The sequence below is a fragment of the Sulfitobacter sp. HI0027 genome (genome assembly GCF_001634775.1).
Classification (GTDB): Bacteria; Pseudomonadota; Alphaproteobacteria; order Rhodobacterales; family Rhodobacteraceae; genus Sulfitobacter.
On record NZ_LWER01000163.1, the window covers coordinates 63,635 to 82,002 of the forward strand.

Consider the following 18,368-nt stretch of genomic DNA (forward strand, 5'->3'; position numbering starts at 1 on the left):
TCTAGCTCCCGTTGGTTAATTATTTTTTGACTTTGCTGAGCAGGGTATAGGCGATCACCATCGTCACCGAGATCATCAACAGAACAGTTGAAATCGCATTGATCTCAGGTGTCACCACCCGCCGTAGTTGGCCCAGCATATAGGTCGGCAGGGTGTCCTGCCCGGCGGATTTCACAAATTCGGTAATGACCACGTCATCAAGGCTGATGACAAAGGCCAGCATCGCCCCGGCGAGAATGCCCGGCCAAAGCTGGGGCAGGGTCACATGGCGGAAAACCTGAAACGGCGTGCCATAGAGGTCCGCCCCCGCCTGTTCGAGGGTCAGGTCCATGCCTTGAAGCCGTGCGCGGATCGGAAGATAGGCAAAGGGAATGCAAAAGGCCGAATGCGCGATGATCAGATACATCAGCCCAGTATAGCCCGTCACGACCTTGATCGAGGCAAAGAAGATCAGCAGCGCCACTGCCGTGACAATCTCGGGCACCATGAGCGGTTGGTGGATCAGCGCAAAGACCGTGGTCTGCCCCCGAAACTTGCCTGTGCGGGTGGTGCCGAGGGCTGCAAGCACAGCGACACTGGTTGAGATGGCCGCGGCAGAGACCGCGATGATAAGGCTGCGCACCGTGGCCTCTTGGACCATTTCGTTGTCCCAAGCCGAGGCGTACCAGCGCCACGAAAACCCCTCCCAGATCGCGATGGAGGTGCCCGCGTTGAAGGAATAGACCACCAGCAGGATGATCGGCATGTAGAGCATGAAAAAACACGCCATCGCGATGCTGGAAAAGCCCGTAAGCTTGCGAATGTCGAACCCGCGATTAGCCATGCTGCACCTCCTCATTTCCCGCCGCGCGGACATAGGCCAACAGTGCCACCATCACGATAGCCAGCAGGGTGATCGACAGCGCCGCGCCCAAGGGCCAGTTGCGCCCCTGTCCGAATTGCAATTCGATCAGATTGCCAATCATCAATTGATTGCCACCGCCCATGACGCGCGGCGTGACATAGGCCCCCAGCGAGGGCACCAGCACAAGGATCGACCCCGCGATCACCCCCGGTTTCACCAGCGGCAAGATCACCCGGCGCAGCACGTGAAAGCGGGTGGCGTAAAGGTCATATCCTGCTTCAACCAGCCGGAAATCCAACCGCTCAAGCGAGGCATAGATCGGCAGAACCATCAGCGGCAGATAGACATAGACCATGCCCAGAATGATCGAAAACTCGGTGAAAAGCATCTGGATCGGCTCATCAATGATACCAAGCGCGATGAGGATTGAGTTCACGGTGCCCTCGTTGCGGATCAATTCCAGAATGGCGAAGGTGCGGATCAGCAGGTTCGTCCAAAAGGGGATGATGATCAGCAACATCCAGAATTCGCGCTGCTTTTTCGGCCGTGTGGCGATGAAGTAAGCCGTGGGGAAACCAAAGAACAAACAGGCGAGCGTTGTCAGGATCGACAATTTGAGCGACCGCCAAAAGATGCTGAGATGGGCATCCGACCAGCCCAATGTGTCGTCGAAAATATCGCGCTGCATCAGCACGCCAAACCACGCATCGGTCGAGAAATCCCAGACCACCCCGCCATAGTCGCCGGGGGTGAGGAAGGAATAGAACAGCGTGATCAGCAGCGGCCCGCTTGCGGCAAAGATCAGGATGATCAGCGCGGGCGTCAGCAGCAGCCAGCGGTTTCGGGCGGCGCGTTTTGCAACGGTGTTTGAAAGCTCTGCCATGGGTCAGTCCCTCAGAACCTGAGCGGCACCGGCGGGGAAGGACACCCCAACCCGATCGCCCGTCACATAGGAATGCGTGACCGTGGGGCCATTTTGCTGGCGCAGTACAAATTCGCTGCCATCGTCGAGGCCGATGTGAAAATGCGTATCGGTCCCGAAATAGACCACCTCGCGCAGGCTGCCGGCCAAGAGCCCATCTGCTTCGGAGGTCAATTCCGCATGTTCCGGTCGCAGGGCCAGCGTGACCCGGCCCGTGGCGGCTTCATTCGCATGGGCCTACACAAGCTTGCCTGAAGGCAGACGTAACTGAGCGCTCTCCCCCTCGCGGCCAATGATTTCAGCCGGTAAGAAGTTGGTATCGCCGATGAAATCCGCCACGAACCGGTCTGCAGGACGGTCGTAAATCTCGCGCGGGCGTCCGACCTGACGCACCGCGCCGTTGGACATGACCGCGATGCGATCCGACATGGTCAGCGCCTCTTCTTGGTCGTGGGTCACGAAGATAAAGGTGATGCCGGTTTCGGTCTGAAGCCGTTTTAGCTCCAGTTGCATTTTCTTGCGCAGTTTGAAGTCCAAGGCGCTCAGCGGTTCGTCCAGCAGCAGGATCTTGGGCCGTGGCGCCAGAGCGCGGGCGAGGGCGACGCGCTGCTGTTGCCCGCCGGAGATCTGGCTGGTCTGCCGATCCGCCATCTGGGTCATCTGCACCAGTTCCATCATTTCTTCGACGGTCGAGTTGATCGCAGATTTGGGCGTGCCGAGCATTTGCAAGCCAAAGCCGATGTTCTCGGCCACGGTCATATGAGGAAACAGGGCGTAGTTTTGAAAGACGGTATTGATGGGGCGTTTGTAGGGGGGCAACGCGAGCAGGCTTTCCCCGAACATGTCCAGCCTGCCGGATGTGGGATGCTCAAACCCCGCGATCAGTCGCAGCAAGGTCGTCTTGCCACAGCCCGAAGGGCCCAGCAGCGTGAAGAATTCGTTGTCCTGAATTTCGAGGTCGATACTCGCGAGCGCTTCGACCGGCGGGTTGCCGGGATACACTTTGCGCAGCGCCTGTGCGGTGATTGCCTTGGTCATCATTCCCCCTGATCGCCCAATTCGGTTCTTGGTTTTGAGCAAAACTTGCCTTGCATGATTGCGCCAATAGTAATTGGTGAATATACCCCTTGTGGGGTAGTGTTCTTGAGATTTTGATCAGATTTTGGAGTATTTTTGGGCGATAGGCTGACAAATTTGGCGATTGAGCAATTGCGCGATGCGCTTCGGGCCGTCGGCAGCCCATCTTTTTTCGAGGCCTATAAGACCTTTTTCAGCACCCGCATCGCCTTCGGCACCTTCTTGATGTTGCGCTTTGATGCGCACCAACCGCCCTTACTGTTGGATCACTGGATCGAGCCGGGCAAATTGATCGGGCGACCTCTCGAAGGCTATATGGAGAGCAGCTATGCCTTTGATCCCTTCTATCTGTATCGCAGCCTGCCGAAGGAGGGTGGGCTGTTTCGTTTGGCCGACATCGCGCCGGACCGGTTCTTTTCCAGCGAATATTATCTGCAATATTACCGGGGCACCGGGCTTTGTGACGAGGTTGGACTGCTCATCCCGCTACAGGATGGCGGCGTTGCGCATCTGTCGCTGAGCAGGCGGGATAGGCAGGGGCCATTTCGGCGCAGTGAGCTTCGCAGCGTGGAAAGCTATGCGCCCTTGTTGCTGGAGCTTCTGGCGCAGCATTGCAATGCCGTGGCCCCGGCCCCCGTCGACCAGCCCGGAACGGCCCGCCCCCCGCTGTCCGATGCGATCAGAAGCCATGCTGCGGATCGCCTGAGCATCGGTCTAACCCTGCGGGAGGCGCAGATCGCGGGGCTGGTGCTGCAGGGCCATTCGAATGCCTCCGCCGCGAAACTGCTCGATATCGCGACGGAAACTTGCAAGGTCCATCGTCGGAACCTCTACCGCAAACTCGTCATCTCAACACAGCGCGAACTCTTCGGCGTGTTCAAGCATCTGTTGTAGTTGGTTTTCGACCCGATGGTTCTGGGCGCGGCATCGAAATGCGTGGGTTAAGCGGCTATGGTGATACTTTGACGCGCCAGAGTTCGAAGCGCGGATGCGCAACCAGTGACCCCGCAGGGCGGGCGTTCCACATCTGCTAAGCCGACTGACCAGCCCTCACCTGTTCGCCACCGCCCCCGAGCGGGGGCAGGGCGAGACACGCAAGGTCTGGGTTGATAGCTCAGACCCTGCCTTCCATCACTGTTGCGGAGGCATGGCTGCACGCAGGGCGTCTTCATCAACCCCCAAAGCCTCTGCGACCTTGGCCAGTTCGGCGCCACGCCCGCCTGCGTCTTCCATGGCCTGTCTCAGGGTTTCGGCATCCACGTTGAGGGTCTCGGCAATCGCGTCAAAGTCAGGGCCTCTGCCCGGCCCGCCGGGACCACCGCCAGCATTCGCAGACCCAATGCCGTTTGCCGCATTGGTCGCGAAGTTGTCCTGCGCGACCACGCCTGCCAGACAGGCAGGCAGGTTCGGAAAGGTGTTGCCCGCGTGATAGTGATACTCGGCTTCTCCGTCCGCTTCGGTCAGGCCGACATGGCCGCCGCAGTCATCCAGATCATCGGGAAGGGATCCGTCGTGGTTCAGCGGGCCAAACATCGCGAACCCGTCAAAGGCATAGCCAAACTGTGCCGTCTGATCCTGAGCGACGTTCACACATTCCGCATCGACGCCTTCGGAGTCATAGATCGCGTTCACATCCGTGGCGGTCGCATGCCAGTGGTACCAGCCGCCCGGGTCGACATGGCCGCCGCAGGTATCAAGCGCGGGCATATGCCCGGATTCCAGCACCGAAGGGGCGTCGGCGAAGATCGGGACGCCGTCCAACCCGATGCCGACCTTTGCAACGGTGCCAAGGCTGGTCGGCTCATCCGCCATCACCGGGTTCGTCGGAATGAGGACCGTCATCTCGACATCGGGATCGACCGAACCTTGGATGCACTCATGCGCCTCGGTCGGCCCTTCGATGCGAATGTCGAAAGAATAGACCTCTCCGTCTGCGTTGAAGAAGGTGTAGCCCTGCGCGTCCAACATCCGCAGGAAATCGTCGTCAATCCGGTAGAGCCCCGCCTCATCGCCGTCCCAGTGCCAAATGCCGCCCTTGTCCTCCAAGGTCGCCGGACAGAACGGACCGATCTCAAGGTCGTCGGGCAGATATTTCACCACATAGCGCGCGCATTGTGCAGCCTCTCCGGTCTCAAGCGTGCAATCCACGATCTCGGCGGGGCTGACCAGCGCGGCATCCGCCACAGAATGCGCGTCGGGGTGCGCAAACGCAGCTGCCGGAGTGAAAACTGCGCAGATTGCGCAGGAACGTAGAAATCTCATCGCCGGGTCTCCTGTCTCGTTACTTGTGGGGTGTTGTCGGACGCCAAGCCGGGCACCTTGCCGCCGAGGCGGTCTCGGAGGCGGCGATTGAGCGTGGCGTGCGCGGCGGCATCCTTCGCGCCCAGTGTCTCAGCGATCAGCGTGTCGATATCGCGCCAAGCGGCATGGACATCTGCCAGCAACGCGCGCCCGCGCGGTGTCAGTTCCACGATATTGCTGCGCACTTCGGTCGGATCGACTTTGCGGGTGATGATGTCTGCCGCGATCAGCCGCCCGGTCATGGTGCTCATGCTGGCGGGGGTGATGGCGAACTCACGGGCGAGGGTGATTTGCGAAACGGCGCCGATTCGGGCAAGTGCGTCGATCACGCGGGCCTGACGGGGCGATATGCCGATTTCGGAAAGCCGGTGGCGCAGCTTTTCCTCCACCAGAGTGGCTGCATGGAGCAGATAGTGTAATTTGACGGTGTCGAACTGCATGCTAACAGTTAGTAGGCTAATTAACAGCGAAAGGCTAGATCGGGCATGGCCGAGCCGAAGATAGGAGCAGCTGACGTGAACGCCGCGCATGGGGAGTTTGGCCCACGGGTTGAAGGGAGCCGACATTTTTCATTGAAGCGGCAATATTTTTGCGACGGAATATTCTTCGTCCGCCGTATGAGAAGAAGCACATGTATCGCAGGGACCTTTCCAACACCCAATTTCGCACCGCTCGCCACTGTTTAAATCGCTCAGCCACGCCTTCGTTCGAGGCCGGGTTGTTCTGACATGGGGGGCGGTTTGGCAAGGCCATGAAACTTTCCCCCACAGCGCCTTTCAGGAGCCTGAAGACTTTGAAAAGATTAATCTACGCCGTCGTCTCCATCGTCATCATTGCAGGCGCATATGGCATCGCATTCGGCGTGCCCGATGAGGTTGCGCAGCTTTGGGGCGGCAGTGTCACCCAGACGGATGATGCGCCTCAGAACGCGCGGCCCGGGCGGCGCGGCGGGCAAGGACGGGCGACAACCGTTGTGCTGACACCGCTGGAGGCGCGCGCATATACGCTCGTCCTGCGCACGGTGGGCAGCGCGGTGTCCCTTCGCCAGACGGAAGTGACCGCAACCGATGCGGGCGAGGTGGTCGAAACCGCGCTTGCCGCCAATACGATGGTGGAAAAGGGCGATGTCTTGCTGAAACTGGACGACCGCACCGAACGGCTGGCACTAGAGATCGCCGAGGCCAACCGCGATCAGGCGCAGGACACCGTTACCCGCTATGAGGGGCTGCGCAGCAATGGCAGTTCCGTGGTCACCGACGTAAGCCTTTCCGAAGCGCGGGTCGCCTTGCGCTTGGCCGAAGCCAATGTGGGGCTGGCCCAAGTGGCGTTGGATGACCGCACGATCAAAGCGCCGATCTCTGGCCGTTTGGGGCTGAGCGATATTAGTCTGGGCGATCGCTTGTCGAGCGGGGAGGCCATCGTGACCATCGACGACACCACCCGCCTGCTTGCCACATTCGAAGTGCCAGAACGCTCCATCGGTCTTTTGGCCAAGGGTAAACCTGTTCTCGTCTCCACGCCCACCTATGCGGGGCGCATTTTCGAGGGGACAGTTACCGCCTTTGACAGCCGTCTCGACAGCGTGACCCGCAGTGCGACGGTGGAGGCCGAGATCGAAAACCCCGAGGGGCTGCTGCTTGCCGGCATGACCTTTGCGATCCGCATGACCGAAGAGACCGACCCGCTGCCCGTCGTGCCTGCAACCGCCATCACATGGGACCGCAGCGGCGCGGGGATCTGGGTCGCCGATGAGGGCAGCACCGCCCGTGTCCCTGTCACCATCCGCTACCGCGAGGGCGATCGGGTCTGGGTCGAAACCGAAGCCCCCCTGGGCGCGCAGGTTACCGCCGCTGGCGCGCGCGGGGGACCAGACGCATGAGTTTCGAGAAAAGAGCGCACAAGGCCGGTCTTGCGGATATTTTCGTGGCGCGCCCCATCTTCGGGATCGTGCTGAACCTGCTGATTATCATCGCAGGGCTGGCGGCCTTCAGCAGTGTCGATATTCGCGAGATGCCGGACGTGGACCGGCCCGTGCTTTCTGTCAGAACCGACTACGACGGCGCCGTCCCCAGCACGGTAGACACCGAAGTGACACAAGTCCTCGAAGACGCGCTCAGCGCGCTTGATGGCATGTCCTATATCGAATCCACGTCGAGCATGGGGTCAAGCCGCATCACCATTGATCTCTCGGACGGCACCGACGTCAACGTCGCCGCCAATGAGGCGCGCGAGATCGTGTCGGGCGCCTTGCGGTCCTTGCCTGACGATATCGAAGACCCTAGCGTCAGCAAGAGCGACAGCAATGCGGATGCGATCATTCGCCTTGCGTTGCTGGGCGATGCCAGCCTCGACACGTTGACCCAACTGGCGGAAGGGGCGGTCTATGAACGGCTTTCCCTGATCGATGGCATTGCCGAGGTGACCCTGCGCGGGGACCGTGCCAATGAGTTCCGCGTGGCGGTGAACATGCCGTCATTGCTGAGCCGGGGGCTGACCATCTTTGACGTCTCCACAGCACTTGCGCAGCTGCGCGACGACACCGCTCTGGGATCGCTTTCCAGCGAAACGCAGACTCTCTCGCTCAGGGTCGGCAGCAAGGATGTCACCGTTGAGACCATTAACCAACTGCCGATCAATGACACGACCCAAGTCGCCGATATCGCGTTTGTGCAACTGATCCCCGAAGACGCCAGCGTCTATACCCGTGTGAATGGGGAGACGGCGATTGGTCTTGATATCACCCGGCAATCGGTGGGCAACACGCTGGAGATCTCGCGCGATGTGGGCACCGCAGTCGAGGAGTTGCAGGCGCAACTGCCCGAGGGTGTGCAACTGCTGGTCACTTCGAACGACGGTATCTTCATCGAAGGGTCGATCAACGAGGTTGTCAAATCCATCCTTTTGGCGACCGGCATTGTGGTGGTCGTGATTTTCCTGTTCCTGCGCTCCCCACGGGCCACGTTGATCCCTGCGGTTACGATCCCTGTGGCTTTGATCGGGACGCTTGCAGCGATCTGGCTTACGGGGTTTTCCGTGAATACGATCAGCCTTTTGGCGCTGGTATTGGCAACGGGGATGGTTGTCGATGATGCCATCGTCGTGGTCGAGAATATCGTGCGCAAGCGCAAGTCCGGCATGGGGGCTTTCGCCGCCGCGGCTTCGGGCACGAACGAGGTATTCTTTGCCGTGATTTCAACCACCGCCACGCTTGCCGCCGTTTTCATTCCGATTTCCTTCCTGCCGGGGCAGGCGGGGGGCGTCTTTTCTGAATTCGGCTTTGTGCTGGCTTTTGCCGTTACCCTGTCGTCGATCACGGCGCTCACCCTTGCGCCCGTCCTGTCGGCTCTCTTGGACCCGGGCAAGACCTTGGGCGACGCAGAAGCCGCCACGCCGGGCGCATTGGCGCGCGGCTTTGACCGGATGATGGATTTCGCCATCCGCACGCCGCTGCTGGTTCTGTCGATCGCCATAGGCTTTGCCATGATCGCCATGGGGGCCGCGATGACATTGCCTTCCACCGTCACGCCGGAGGAAGACCGTGGCTTCTTTCTCGTACAGGCGCGCGGTGCATCGGACACGACGATTGATTACCTCGATACGCAGGTCGCGCTGGTCGAAGACATCCTCGCCCCGTATCGAGAGAGCGGGCAGATCGAGACCGTGCAAAGCATCATCGGCGTCGGCGGCGGCACCAGTGCGTTCATCGTCGTCCGCCTGCCGGATTGGGCCGCGCGTGACTTTACCCAGCAGGAGTTGATCGCGCAGATCAGTGGCCAGTTGTCTGCGGTCCCCGGCGTGCAGGTGAGCGCACGGTCGACCAACAGCCTTAACATTCGTGGCGCGGGCGGCGGGCTGAGTTTCGCGGTGACCGGCACCAATCTGGCTGAAATGACCGAAGCCGCCGACAGGCTCACGGCGGCGATGGCCCAGGATGCGACCTTTCTGAACCCGCAACTGTCCAACAACAGCGTGACCGCGCAATTGGAAGTCACGGTAGACGACAGCGCCGCTGGCGATATGGGGCTCAACAGTTCCGATGTCTCCTCCCTCGTGCGCGCCATGGTTCAGGGCGATGTGGCAGTCAGCGTCTTTTCGGATGATGTCGAAGTGGATGTGAACGTCGTCCCCGGTGGCCCGCCGATTGACGATCCGTCTGACATCGCCTCCATGTCCATCCGCCTCGACAGTGGCGCCTATGTGCCGCTGTCCGCGGTTGCCTCGCTCGAGACGGTGGTAAGCGACGCGCAGATCGAGCGTTTGGGCGGAGCGCTGTCCGTCGCAATGCAGGCGAACCTTGGCGAAGGTGTCGACCTGTCCACCGCGATGGACCGGGTGCTGACACTCTCCGAAGAGGTTTTGCCTGATGGGATGGGCATCACCTTCACCGGAGAGGCGGCGACCCTCGACGATTCCCAAGGCGGCATCTACATGGTCTTCGGTGTTGCGCTGATCGTGGTGCTTCTGGTGCTGGCCGCCCAGTTCGAGAGCTTTGCCAGTGCGGTGGTGATCATGATGACAGTGCCCTTCGGGATGGCTGCCGCATTGCTGGCGATATCGATGACGGGCGGATCGCTGAACTACTACAGCCAGATCGGCCTTGTGATGTTGATCGGGGTCATGGCCAAGAACGGTATTCTGATCGTCGAATTTGCCAATCAGCTGCGCGAAGCAGGCGAAGACATCGACAGCGCCATCCGAAGCGCGCTGCGCCTGCGCATCCGGCCCGTGATGATGACGATGGTGTCGACTGTTTTCGGGGGGCTGCCGCTGATCGTGACCTCTGGCGCGGGGGCCGAGGCCCGGATCGCCGTGGGCTGGGTGATCGTCGGCGGTTTGGGCTTTGCCACCGTGTTCACCTTGTTTCTCACGCCGATCTTCTACCGCTGGATCACGGTCTGGGGTGCGACCCCCGGAGGGTCTGCGCATAGATTGAAAGCCGAGGTGGAGGCGACCGCAAGCGTGTAGCGCGACGGCCTTTGCGTATCGGATGCTTTCCCCTGCGCAAATGCTGGGAGCGGCGACAAGGTCCACGGCTCTTGCATAGCTGACGGCGAAAAACTGCCCCGCGCCAGCGACGGGAATCTCTCTGGCAGACGTTAAATATGACGTAAGCAAAGAGGAGAGACCCAATGCAAAACCGGATGAAAAAATGCGCGACTGTCGTGCTATTGGCAGCCACCACAGTGGCTTTCGTGCCGATGACGGCAATGGCCGACAGGGCGGATGTCCAACACAGCCGTGTTGATCGCGGCGCCAAGGTGAAGGTGGTGAAACAGCAGCGCCATCGGCATGCGGTTGGCCAGCGTCTCCGCAAGCAGGATGTCGTCGTCGTCCAGAACTGGCGCGCCCGCGGCCTTTCGCGCCCGGGCCGGAATGAAGTCTATGTTGTCGATGGCAATGATATCTACCTTGCAGCCGCAGCGACGTTGTTGGTCAAGGCCCTCGTAAACTGAGATACGCTAACTGGGCAGGGTTTGATCCGCGATAGAAGGCCGGTGTCAGGCTGGAACGCGGGTCAAACCTTTCCCGGGACGGCGGCTTGCAGGACACGGTACATGATCCTGAAGAACGCTCTGCAGGCGGTTTAACCCGCCTTCGCATCGGGCACGGGGATCAGCAGGGTCAGGCGATCTGGGTTCATTTCGGCGATCACGATGGTGCCATCGTCCTGCACAGCCAATCCGTGACCATAGGTTGAAAAGGTGCGGCAGCGGCCAATCAGCTCACCGTTTGGGGCATATGCCGACAGGCGCGGGGTTTGGTCAGTGACCAGCAAGACGCCTTGGGATGTCAACGCCAGCGCCATTGGTTTGTGCAGGCCTTCGATCTGACCCAGACAGATGCCTTCGGGGTCAAATAACTGAACGCGGTTGTTTTCGCGGTCCGCCACGCAGAGCCTGCCTTGGCTGTCGAACAACAGGCAGTGCGGGTCGAAAACGCGCCCGCTTCGGTCCCGGGATGTCCAAAGGTTTTGAGGTGGCGCAGCGCCGGGTCAAAGATATGAACGGCGCTGTTGCCATATCCGTCAGCGACATAATAACGTCCGTCCGGACCTTGGGTGCAATCGCAGGGATGATTAAAGGGCCGCCCCAAGCCGGGATGCTCTGCGCAGTCCATACGGGCGGTTTCTTGCAAGGTGCCATCAAGCAGCACGACCTTGTGGCCATCCATGTCCGTGGCGGCGACTTGGCTGGCGGAGGTCGCGCGCAGGCCATGGCCGCAAACGAACTGCGGCAGAACAGCGGTTTCGCCCAACATTGTGCCGTCCAGCCCGAGCATGACCAATTCAGGCGCTTGCCGTCTGAGGACCACGATCCTGTCGCCTATGACCGCGACATCGGAAATACCCGATAGCATGGGATTGCTGACATGGGTCACACGGTAGCGCTGGGCGCCCAAGGCCACATAGGCAGAGGGGCGCTTGGCCGTTTCGCTCACAGCGCGCCCTGCAATGTTTCGGCCATATTGATCAACATCGCATCCCGTCCCGCAGTCGCGGTCAGCATCAGCCCCGCGCCGGGGTGGCTGGTGATCGGCATGCTGACCGAACAGCCGTCTATTACATTCGCAAAGCTGGTGTTGCGCAGCGCCAGCAGATTGATCCGGTCATAGGTGGCATCCTCGCGGAGATCATCCAGCTTTGGCGGCATGATGGCCACGCTCGGCAGGGCGACCGGCGTTTCGCCAAACAGATGCGCCGCCCGTGCGATCAGTGCTTCTCGCGCGGCTATCGTGCGGGCAAATTCGATCCCGGTGACACCATCCGCCCGCGCCATACGTGATGCCACACGCGGATCAAGCTCTGCGCGGGCGTCGTCGAAATGCGCCCCGTGATGGGCGCGGGATTCCACTGCCGAGAACTGCCAGACGGGCAGGGCGCGGTAGTCATCGAAGAAGTCGAGCGTTTGTCGACGTAGGCTCACGCCAGAGGCCTGAAGCGCTTCGAGGGCGGCTTCGAAGGCTTGGGCAACCTCGGGGTCCAATTCGTCCATGCCGAAATTTTCCGGCACGATGACGGCACGCGGCGCGGCAGACGCGGCGAGCGGTTGGTCGCGTAGCACGTTCAAAACCGGGCGCAGCAGGCCGACTTCTCGGGTCAGCACGCCGACACTATCAAGCGAATGGGAAAGCGGCACCGCCCCCGCGCGGGAGATCGTCTGTGCCGTGGCCTTGAACCCGAAAAGCCCGCAAAAGGCCGCCGGGATACGCGCAGAGCCGCCAGTGTCTGTCCCAAGCGCGATGTCAGCCACGCCCCGCGCCACGGCAGAGGCCCCGCCCGAGGTCGAGCCGCCCGCGATACAGCCTTCTCTCAAGGGGGTGAGGGGGGTGCCGTAATGTGGGTTCAGGCCGAGGCCGGAATAGGCAAACTCGGTCATATTGGCGTGGCCGATCAGCCCGGCGCCTGCGCTGCGCAGCCGCGCGACCGCCGCGGCATCCTTGGTGGCGGGCGACGTGCCTTTGCGGACCAGCGACCCCGCCTGGGTGACTTGGCCCCGCACGTCGAACAGGTCTTTGACCGCCACGTTCAGCCCCGACAGCGGCCCTTCGCCTTCGACCGGATCATCGAATGTCCGGGTGAAATCGGGCGCGGCAGCGCGGGCGCGGGCCGCGTCGAGGAGGGATTGAGGGGTGTGTATCATCAAATCAGCCTTTAAATCGTTTGTTCCACAAGCCACGTCGCGATGCCGGGGAATGCCGTCAGCAGGATCACGGCCAGCACCAAGATCATGAAATAGGGGATGATCATGCGGGTAATCTCAAAGATCGATTTACCAGTCAGGCTCTGGATCACAAACAGATTGAACCCCAGCGGCGGCGTGATCTGCGCCATTTCGACGACGATGATCAGATAAATCCCAAACCACACCGGATCGATCCCCACGGCAGCCACGGCGGGCATCACAACCGAAGTCGTCAGCACCACGATGGAGATCCCGTCGAGGAAACAACCAAGGAGCACGAAGAACACGGTCAGCACGGCGATCAAACCCGCAGCGCTCAGCCCGCTGGCGGAAATGAGTTCGGCCAGTTGCCCGGGCAAGCCCGAAAAGCTCATCGCGGAGGTGAGAAAGGCCGCGCCAAGCAGGATCAGCCCGATCATCGCAGAGGTGCGGGTGGCCCCCAAAAGCGAGGCGATGAAGGTCTCGGCGTTCAGCGACCGGCCAAAAGCCGCGATGATCAGCGCCCCGGCCACACCGATGGCGGCGGCCTCGGTTGCGGTGGCCACACCGGCATAGATCGAGCCGATGACCCCGATGATCAAGCCCACCACCGGCAGCAACATGCGCAGGCGGCGCAGGCGCTCATCCAAGGGCATGCGGGGTTCGGGGTCTGGGACGCCATCGGGGTTCATTTTTGCCCAGATCGCGATATAGCCCGAAAACAGCGCCATGAGCATCAGCCCCGGCACCACGCCCGCGATGAACAGACGGTTCACGGACACTTGGGCCGCGACGCCATAGACGATCATCACGATCGACGGCGGGATCAACAGGCCGAGCGTGCCCGATCCAGCCAAAGAACCGATGGCAAGTCGGTCTGCATAGCCGCGCGATTTCAGCTCCGGCAGGGAAATGCGGCCAACGGTGGCGGTGGTGGCCGCCGAAGACCCCGAGACCGCCGCAAAGATACCGCAGCCCACGACGTTGACATGCGCCAAGCCGCCGGGCAGCCGCCCGACCCATGGGGCTAGACCAGAAAACAGGTCTTCGGCCAGACGTGTGCGGTAAAGAATTTCGCCCATCCAGATGAACAACGGCAGCGCCGTCAACGTCCAGCTGGCCGAATGGGCCCACATGGTGGTGCCGAGGATCGCATCGACCGGCGTAGAGGTGAACATCAAGAAGATCACGACGCCCGAAGCCATCAGCGCCACGCCAACCCAAATGCCCAAGCCCAAAAGCACAAGCAAGGTCACGACCAGAACGGCCGATTGCAGAAAAATATCCATGATTATTCGCCCCGACCTTGTTCGTTTGTATCGTCGCTCTCGACTGGCAGCCCGAGGATCAGGCGCAGGGTGCGCTCGGCAAAGGCCAGTGCAAACAGCACCGACCCCAGCACCATCGCGGATTGCGGCCACCACAGCGGAACGGCCACCACGCCTTGGCTGACTTCATTGTAGGTCCAGCTTTCGTGGACATAGCCAAAGATCGCCCAAGCGACCCAACCCATCATCACGGCGGCAAAGGCCGCCGCCAGAATATCAGCGATATGACCCAGACGTTCCGGCATCAACTGCCGCAACGATGTGACGCGAATATGATCGCCCCGTATCAGCGTGGCCGGCAGCGCAAGGAAGATCGACGCACTCAGCCCCCATGCCGCGAAATCATCGGCTGACGGGATTTGGCTTCCCATCAGGCGCAGGCCAATCTGCGACAGGATCAAGACCGCGATCCCCAGCAAGGACAGCGCGGCCAAGGCTCCGCAAAAGTTGAAGAGATGGCGGGTCAGCATCATGGCGGCGGGCTCCGAATAAGGGGGCGGGGAGGGGGCGAATACCCCGGTCTATGTGGAAAAAGGCCCGGGCAAACGACTGCCCGGGCCTGCTGAGATCAGTTCATCGCGTCAACGATTTTCTGACCTTCTTCGCCAGCCTGTTCCAGCCATTCTGCGCGCATCGTCGCGGCGATGGTTTCAAAGTCGCTGGCCAGCCCTTCGGGGGTCGGCAGGACGTTCATGCCATTGTCGGCCATCGTGTTGGTTGCTTCGCCAGTGGCTTCCTCGGCCATTTCAAAGCCACGGGTTTCCGCCAGTTCAGCCGCTTCTTGCAGCGCGGTTTTCACCTCGTCAGACAGGCCGTCGTAGGCGCCTTTGTTCACGATCACCATGTTCTTGGGCAGGAAGGCCTGAACGTCATAGTAATGCGACACGAAGTCCCAAGCTTGGCTGTCGACACCTGTCGAGGGCGAGGTGATCATGCCGTTGATGACCCCGGTCGAGAAGGCTTGGCTGATCTCGGAGGTGGCGATGGTGGCGGGAACGGCGCCCAAAAGCTCGGCCAGACGCGCGGTCGAGGGGTTGTAGGCGCGGAACTTGACACCCTCGAAGGAGGAGGCGTCGGTCACTTCCTGGTTCATGTAGACGCCCTGCGGCGGCCAGGGGGCGGCAAACAACAGCACCAGACCATCTTCGGCCAGCTTTTCTTCGTAGATCGGGCGAGAGGCTTCCCAAAGCGCGCGGGCCTCATCAAATGTGGTCGCCAAAAGCGGCACGGCATCGGCAGAGTAAACCGCGTCTTCGTTGCCAAGCGCCGAGATCAGGACTTCGCCGATGGGAACGATGCCGCGCTGCACGCCGCGCTTCAGTTCGGGGCGCTTGAGCAGGACCGAGTTCGACACAACGTCGATTTCCAGCGCGCCATCCGACAGGCGGGCCACGTCATCGGCGAAGGCGCGGATGTTCTGGGTCAGATAGTTGCCGTCGGGCGCATCGGCCGACATTTTCCACGTTTCGGCATGGGCAAGACCGGCTGTCAGGGCCGCGATCGCGGTTCCGATAAGAAGGTGTTTCATTGTAGTATCTCCTGTTGGGGTGGTTTGTTGTTCTTGCCCTGCCGTTTTGGCAGGACAGGGTGGTTCACTCAGTCTTCCAATGCGGGCAGGTCTTGCGCGTCCAATGACCACATCAGGCGGAAGGTTTCGGCCTCGCGCACCGCGCCGCCCAGCTTTTCGGTCAGTTGGCGCAGGGTCGCTTCGGCGATCGGCTCTGACGTCACATCCACCGCGATGCAAGGCGCCAGAACGCGCCCTTCGGTGTTTTCAGACGGCAGCGGGGTCGAAAGAGTTTCGTCAGGGATCATGTGATGCACGCGCAGCACGCCTTCTTCGGCCATCAATTTGCCAAGCACGTCGGCGACGGCGTCGCTCTCCATGGCATCTGGCACCAGTTCGATCAGCACCAGCGCGCCGCCCCAGCCAAAGCCGCCCTCTTGCGCGACCTGCATCACCCGACGGCGGGTGTTGGACATGCGCCCGAAGTTGGTGATCGACCATTGGGTCTGCTTGGTAAAGGCTTTGCGGTAGGCTTCGGAGGTGAAATCGGCAAGATTGCTGGCGCGGTAAAGCGCGAGGTAGCGCCGTGCCGAGCCCGATACCGCACGATAGCGCCGCGCGCCGGTGAAGCCCGGAATGCGAACGCGCTCTTCCATATGCTCCCGGTCATACCACTGGTTAAAGTCAGCCTCATGATCGGGGTCGATATCGCTCCAGACGAAAAGCTGTGCCTGATCGGTTGTACGGATATTGCTCATTCTGCATCCTGATCCTTGGACAAAGCTTTCCCGTCACGTGGCGGGGCACGGCCCGTCTCCGTCGAGGTGCGGTCAAGCTCTGTCGATTGTTGTTGGGGCACACTTGCCGAGATGGGGTCCAACGACAAACGGGATTATTCAGGGGGGGTGATAGGGTTTTCCGATCAGGCCAATTCAGGCCGTGTCAGGTCTGCCGCTGATGACGCTCCGCACAGGCCCGCGCAAGATCGGCAATTGCCTTGTAGGTGGCTACGTCGGAACTGCGCCGCCAGATGCAATAGAGGGGGAGCGGCGGCAGTTGCGCATCGACATCAAGCTCATAGATTCCCGGCCCGGCCAAATCGCAGGCCAGCGGCAGGGTCGCGATGCCCAGCCCGCGCTGCGTCAACCGCGCAATCGCAGCCATCGAGGTGATGCAATGCACGATCGAAGGCCGCAGGCCGCGATCGCTGAAAAGCGCAAGAACATTGGCGTGCGGGCGTGAATTGCGGGTGAAGGTGATCAGCGGGCTGGTAACGACATCGGCGAGGGACAGTTTCTCGTCGCGCATCCCCTCGGGGCCGAACCATCCCATGGCCAGCGGCGGCAAGTCCGCGCAAACGCAGGTTTGGTCGTGGCGGTCATCTGTCGTCAGCAACATATCCAGCGCGCCGCGTTCAAAGGCCGCGGCGATGTTCGGCGTGGGCTCGACCGTCAGTTCAAGCTCCAGCCGGGGGTAGCAGCGCGCCACCTCTTCGATCAGGTCACAAAGCCAAGTATGAACGACCGAAGACACCAACCCCAAACGCACCCGCCCCGCGGCAGTGGTGGGATCGGAGAGCGTGTTGCGCAAATTGCGCTCTGTCGCGAGCATCTCTTGCGCCTTATCGAGGATCATCGCCCCTGCCACCGTGATCCGGGTGGCGTGGAATTCACGGTCAAACAGGTCCACCTGAAGGTCCGTCTCAAGTGAGGAAATCCGACTGGACACCGTCGCTTGGCTGACATTCAACTGCTCGGCCGCCGCCCGGAAGCTTCCCAAGTTGGCGACCGTGACGAAGGTTTCTAAAAAGCGCGTGTTCACCAAGAACCTCTATTCTTATGTTTCGGTCGCAAAGAACGAGGGTAGGTTAAGCTGGCGGTAAAGTCACCTGTTCTCAATGGGCTTTTGGCCCGGGAAAGCGGCAGCGGAGCGCCTGTAGCGAGCGCTGCGTTCGAACGGTCCGGCATGGTTGGCAGCGCAGCTACATTGTGTTTCGTCTGGATGGCCCCACTGAAGCCCATTAAGTTCGTCCGGGGAAAGGGGCACTTCGGACACTATCTGATTTGCCCAACGGAGCCGGGGTTGGCCCGCGCTGGTTGGCCCTCTCTAACCGCAGGTGGATGACACGACTATGGGGAAAGAAGTCCAGACCGTCGCGGTCAAGCCGGACAAGGCGGTTGCAAGATTTACCTTGCGGTAGAAATCCGTGGTCGGACCAAAAGACCATTTCCCCACTGTCAGCAGAAGAAGCAGTTGCAACACAATCGCGGCAAGCCAGGCTATCAGCAGCGCCCAGCGAAAAAGTGGCAAGCCGAGCCAAGCGACCTTCGCCCAACCAAGGGCGCAGCCCAAACCCTGCAGCCCATAGATCGCGCTGAAACTGACCAGCCAGACCAGCAGCGGCAAGAGAATGCGCAACAACTTTCTCACGCGATCATCCCCGGCAGATGCGCCGCAAGCAGGATCAGCGCCGTGATCGCTGCCAGATAGTCGGACCAGAGCGTCACAATGGCGAAAACCGCCCGACGCTGGGGCGAGGTGAAACCACGCCGGACCTGCAGGATCAGAAAGCCCTGCATTAGCCCCACGAGCAGAGCATGGGCCACCCCATAGGCGCCGAGGATGAGGAGCGTGGCGGCATAGGCATGGCCGTCCGGGGGCGGGAGGCGCAGCAGCAAGGCCCCGAACACCGCCGCTGTGGCAACCGTTGCCAGAAATGCCGGGGCAA

Annotated in this window: 17 protein-coding genes and 2 pseudogenes; 5 read left to right on the forward strand and 14 right to left on the reverse strand. The window is 61.1% G+C overall.

The annotated features are described in order from the left end of the window. Nucleotides 1–19: 19 nt before the first annotated feature. The 3 genes and pseudogenes from A3722_RS10350 to A3722_RS10360 all read right to left on the reverse strand — a co-directional run bounded on the left by A3722_RS10350 (nt 20) and on the right by A3722_RS10360 (nt 2,804). Nucleotides 20–823 carry an ABC transporter permease gene (locus tag A3722_RS10350; RefSeq protein ID WP_067626923.1) on the reverse strand — a complete coding sequence of 268 codons (804 nt, stop codon included), beginning with the start codon at nt 821–823 and terminating at the stop codon, nt 20–22. Then, nucleotides 816–1,727 carry an ABC transporter permease gene (locus tag A3722_RS10355; protein ID WP_067626922.1) on the reverse strand — a complete coding sequence of 304 codons (912 nt, stop codon included), beginning with the start codon at nt 1,725–1,727 and terminating at the stop codon, nt 816–818. Before A3722_RS10355 ends, A3722_RS10350 begins: the two co-directional genes overlap by 8 nt. 3 nt (nt 1,728–1,730) lie before the next feature. Next, nucleotides 1,731–2,804, reverse strand: a pseudogene (locus tag A3722_RS10360) (ABC transporter ATP-binding protein). 156 nt (nt 2,805–2,960) lie between these two features. Here A3722_RS10360 and A3722_RS10365 point away from each other — a divergent pair. After that, nucleotides 2,961–3,737, forward strand: coding sequence for a helix-turn-helix transcriptional regulator (locus tag A3722_RS10365; protein WP_236627385.1), 777 nt, complete (start codon nt 2,961–2,963; stop codon nt 3,735–3,737). 237 nt (nt 3,738–3,974) lie between these two features. Here A3722_RS10365 and A3722_RS10370 read toward each other — a convergent pair whose 3' ends face one another. Both A3722_RS10370 and A3722_RS10375 read right to left on the reverse strand, forming a co-directional pair. Next, nucleotides 3,975–5,105 (reverse strand): YHYH protein, encoded by a 1,131-nt coding sequence (locus A3722_RS10370; protein WP_067626918.1) that lies wholly within the window; start codon nt 5,103–5,105, stop codon nt 3,975–3,977. Continuing rightward, on the reverse strand, nt 5,102–5,584 hold the full coding sequence (locus tag A3722_RS10375) for a MarR family winged helix-turn-helix transcriptional regulator (protein ID WP_067626916.1): 483 nt from the start codon (nt 5,582–5,584) through the stop codon (nt 5,102–5,104). Before A3722_RS10375 ends, A3722_RS10370 begins: the two co-directional genes overlap by 4 nt. Nucleotides 5,585–5,937: 353 nt before the next feature. On the opposite strand from A3722_RS10375, the gene A3722_RS10380 reads away from it, so the two are divergent. From A3722_RS10380 to A3722_RS10390, 3 genes are all read left to right on the forward strand, one after another. Further along, nucleotides 5,938–7,023 carry an efflux RND transporter periplasmic adaptor subunit gene (locus tag A3722_RS10380; protein ID WP_067916110.1) on the forward strand — a complete coding sequence of 362 codons (1,086 nt, stop codon included), beginning with the start codon at nt 5,938–5,940 and terminating at the stop codon, nt 7,021–7,023. Next, a complete protein-coding gene (locus A3722_RS10385; protein WP_067624649.1) occupies nt 7,020–10,109 on the forward strand; it encodes an efflux RND transporter permease subunit in 3,090 nt (1,029 codons plus the stop codon). Before A3722_RS10380 ends, A3722_RS10385 begins: the two co-directional genes overlap by 4 nt. A 164-nt stretch (nt 10,110–10,273) precedes the next feature. Continuing rightward, on the forward strand, nt 10,274–10,597 hold the full coding sequence (locus A3722_RS10390) for an RcnB family protein (RefSeq protein ID WP_067624646.1): 324 nt from the start codon (nt 10,274–10,276) through the stop codon (nt 10,595–10,597). Between the two features lie 131 nt (nt 10,598–10,728). Here the strand turns inward: A3722_RS10390 and A3722_RS24765 are convergent, their stop codons facing one another. Continuing rightward, nucleotides 10,729–10,938 (reverse strand): hypothetical protein, encoded by a 210-nt coding sequence (locus A3722_RS24765; protein WP_236627386.1) that lies wholly within the window; start codon nt 10,936–10,938, stop codon nt 10,729–10,731. Between the two features lie 164 nt (nt 10,939–11,102). Between A3722_RS24765 and A3722_RS25295 the strand changes: the two genes are divergently transcribed. Further along, the gene (locus tag A3722_RS25295) at nt 11,103–11,498 is read left to right on the forward strand and encodes a hypothetical protein (RefSeq protein WP_082849444.1); all 396 of its coding nucleotides are present in this window, start codon (nt 11,103–11,105) and stop codon (nt 11,496–11,498) included. Nucleotides 11,499–11,578: 80 nt separating this feature from the next. Here the strand turns inward: A3722_RS25295 and A3722_RS10405 are convergent, their stop codons facing one another. From A3722_RS10405 to A3722_RS24295, 8 genes and pseudogenes are all read right to left on the reverse strand, one after another. Then, nucleotides 11,579–12,784, reverse strand: a complete 1,206-nt coding sequence (locus A3722_RS10405) for an amidase family protein (RefSeq protein WP_082849445.1) — start codon at nt 12,782–12,784, stop codon at nt 11,579–11,581. Between the two features lie 11 nt (nt 12,785–12,795). Next, nucleotides 12,796–14,094 carry a TRAP transporter large permease gene (locus A3722_RS10410; RefSeq protein WP_067627086.1) on the reverse strand — a complete coding sequence of 433 codons (1,299 nt, stop codon included), beginning with the start codon at nt 14,092–14,094 and terminating at the stop codon, nt 12,796–12,798. Nucleotides 14,095–14,096: 2 nt separating this feature from the next. Beyond that, nucleotides 14,097–14,606: a TRAP transporter small permease gene (locus A3722_RS10415; RefSeq protein ID WP_067627084.1), complete on the reverse strand. Its 510-nt coding sequence runs from the start codon at nt 14,604–14,606 to the stop codon at nt 14,097–14,099. Between the two features lie 95 nt (nt 14,607–14,701). Beyond that, entirely contained in the window at nt 14,702–15,661 is a 960-nt protein-coding gene (locus tag A3722_RS10420) for a TRAP transporter substrate-binding protein (protein ID WP_067627082.1), read from the reverse strand. A 68-nt stretch (nt 15,662–15,729) separates the two neighbouring features. After that, entirely contained in the window at nt 15,730–16,398 is a 669-nt protein-coding gene (locus tag A3722_RS10425; protein WP_067627080.1) for a DUF4286 family protein, read from the reverse strand. 184 nt (nt 16,399–16,582) lie between these two features. Then, a complete protein-coding gene (locus A3722_RS10430) occupies nt 16,583–17,461 on the reverse strand; it encodes a LysR family transcriptional regulator (protein ID WP_067627078.1) in 879 nt (292 codons plus the stop codon). A gap of 285 nt (nt 17,462–17,746) precedes the next feature. Further along, nucleotides 17,747–18,058: a DUF4175 domain-containing protein gene (locus tag A3722_RS10435; RefSeq protein WP_150120116.1), complete on the reverse strand. Its 312-nt coding sequence runs from the start codon at nt 18,056–18,058 to the stop codon at nt 17,747–17,749. Between the two features lie 8 nt (nt 18,059–18,066). Next, nucleotides 18,067–18,368 (reverse strand): annotated as a pseudogene (locus tag A3722_RS24295) (cytochrome ubiquinol oxidase subunit I); the annotation flags it as partial.